Annotated in this window: 1 protein-coding gene; it reads left to right on the top strand. The window is 51.9% G+C overall.

The window, feature by feature from the left end; all coding sequences use genetic code 11:
• The first annotated feature begins 1094 nt into the window (after positions 1–1094).
• Positions 1095–2594 carry an RNA-binding domain-containing protein gene (locus tag ACY692_RS14790; RefSeq protein WP_462326146.1) on the top strand — a complete coding sequence of 500 codons (1500 nt, stop codon included), beginning with the start codon at positions 1095–1097 and terminating at the stop codon, positions 2592–2594.
• The last annotated feature ends 131 nt before the right edge of the window (positions 2595–2725 follow it).

Below are 2725 nucleotides of genomic sequence, written 5' to 3'. Positions count from 1 at the left end.
GCGCAAAGGCAAGGAGGAATTGTTCCATTCTTACCGGATTCGTGTCGCCGAGGTCGTCAGGGACTACACGCATGCCCGGCAACAAGATGCCGGCACTCATGTCGGTGGCCGGGACCGGTAACCAAGCTTTGTGAATTTTCAGCATATCCCGGTCTATGATGGAGTGCGTGTTTTATCTTGCCTCCCGGGGCTCGGAAAAACGGGCGATTCCTGAGACAGCAGCCACGTATGCACCGCGGCCAGTCCGGCACGTCCCCATGCTCAGAGAGCCGATTTGAGTGCCTGTATCGTTCGAGGTGTCACTCCCGTCTTTACTGGTGACTCCTTGTGTGACAGTTTTTTGTCACTCTCGTGTCGCTCTCTCACATTTCAAGATCCCCTTCAGGAATACATCATGTCCCGCGCAAAGGCTTTCGGAGAGGCTCTTATTGCGTTTCAGGGGCCTACTCGCAATGCAAGGTCACTCCCCTTGGGAACGCCGAGCGTCTGCTCGTCACTGCGTTTACTATATGGCAGGAACATGGGCAGATGATGCCGGCCAGACAATAGGAAGCTGTTGTTGCTCGAAAGGCCGAGCAGACGCTCGGTGTTCCCAGGAAAGAACTCGTTCTGAAGGCCAGTTGTCGTGCTGAATCAATGATACTTGGCCAGGAAGAGGAAGGCCCCCGGAATCCAACAAGAGCCTGGACCGGCGAGGTGTGTTCGAGGTGTTCTGCTCAGTTGTCTGATGGGTTGCATGGACAATCTCCTGCACATAAGGTTTCACTTTGTGTAACCTTATGTCAGCCACCTCCATGGCTTTTTCCGCAAAAATATTCCATTTCTACAAGAAGGACGGTGGGAATGATCACAATGAAGGGGACTTACGAAGAGCGAGTCTGTCTTATCGGCCGGCATTTTGCGGCTTAGATCAAAATCATTGACGAAATCGATCAGGCAGGGGTAATTATGCAGGACTAATGAGAATTATCTTTCCGTTGTCATATGCAAGCTTGCGAATTCTCAAATTCTGATCCCGAGAGAATATAGGCGCTTTATGAAGCCTGTGGGATTTTAGAGAAACTTTTATCGTTGGAGAGAAAGGAGATAGGAACATGAGCGTCACCAAATTGCTCACGGCCGATGAAGGCAAGACCCTTGAGTTCAAGCAGGATCTCTCCTCTCCTCGTAATATCCTGAAAACGTTGGTAGCCTTTGCCAATACAGCCGGTGGCAAAGTGATCATCGGTGTGCTCGACAAGACGCGGGAAGTGATCGGTGTCGAGAATCCTTTGGACGAGGAAGAACGGCTTTGTAACATGATCGCCGACTCCATCAGTCCCCGCTTGGTGCCCAATGTCGAGATGACCACGGTGGAAGGCAAAACCCTTCTTGTGACCGAAGTTTTTCTCAGCAATTCCCGACCCCACTACCTCCGTGCTGAGGGACCGGAAAACGGGGTCTATGTTCGTCTCGGCTCTACCAATCGACAGGCCGACCGGGAACTGATCGGTGAGCTGCGGCGGACGGTGGAGGGCGTCTCCTTCGATGGTATGCCTATGCCGGAATTGTCCATTGAAGATTTGGATACCCGCGCGTTGCAGGCTGCCTTTGGCTCACCCCGAGAAATGGACGTGCCGGCAATGTTGACGCTGAAGTTGCTGACCTCTCATCAAAATAAACTTGTACCAACAAGGGGCGCAGTTCTTCTCTTCGGCAGACAGCGTACCTTTCATTTTTCTGATGCATGGGTTCAGTGCGGGCGCTTCTTCGGCATCAAGAAAATCGACATTTTCGACCATATCGATATCGACGTAGCTCTGCCTCAAACCGTTGAAGAGGTTATGCTGTTTCTGAAGAAACACGCCTATCGTGGTGCCGACCTTTCGGAAGTCCGGCGTAAGGATGTTTGGAGCATACCTTTGGGCATTTTGCGCGAGGTGGTCATCAACGCTTTGGTTCACAGTGACTACTCGCAACGTGGTGCCCCTATTCGGGTCGTTTTTCTCGATGACCGCATCGAAGTGGAAAGCATGGGTATCCTTCTTCCCGGCCTGACCATCCGAGAAATCAGACAAGGGACCTCGCGTATTCGAAATCCGGTCATCGCCCGTGTCTTTAAAGAGCTTCATCTTGTTGAGCAATGGGGCACGGGTGTACGTCGCATATTCGAAGACGCGCGGAAGATGGGGCTGCCCGAACCGAAAATCGAAGAAGTAGGCATGCGATTGCGTTTTACTGTCTATCTGGCGAAACCGCATCGTATTCAGACACAGCCAGTCGAACAAACAGGGAAGAAATCAGGATTGGAATCGGGGGCGCAAGCTACCGCGCAAGCTACCGCACAAGCTACCGCACAAGCTACCGCACAAGCTACCGCACAAGCTACCGCACAAGCTACCACACAACTCGTGGCATTTTGTCGCGAGCCACGATCCTCCCGAGAAATTATGAAGATGCTGGGCCTGAAACACTGGAGAACTTTTCAGAAGAATTATCTCAACCCCTTGTTGGAAGCTGGATTAATTGAACGTACCATTGCCGATAAACCCAAGAGTCCCCTGCAAAAATACCGTCTTACCGAAAAAGGAAAGCAGGAGTTAGTGGAAAAATAAGAACCGACATACAGTACGTTGGGAGAAATGCCGGCGTCCATACAGAGCATACGCAACGTTGTGCCTATGGAACTCTATCAGGGAGGAGTGACGTGGAGTATTACACGAGGTTCGGGGCCCCCCTGTGCGGG

This window comes from Desulfoplanes sp. (assembly GCF_054921335.1).
The sequence above is the reverse complement of the archived record's forward strand: the minus strand, read 5'-3'. Positions and strand labels throughout refer to the sequence as shown.

Bases quoted from the DNA above. Each gene is read 5' to 3' on its own strand.
- ACY692_RS14790 (WP_462326146.1), top strand. From the start codon at position 1,095: ATGAGCGTCACCAAATTGCTCACGGCCGATGAAGGCAAGACCCTTGAG.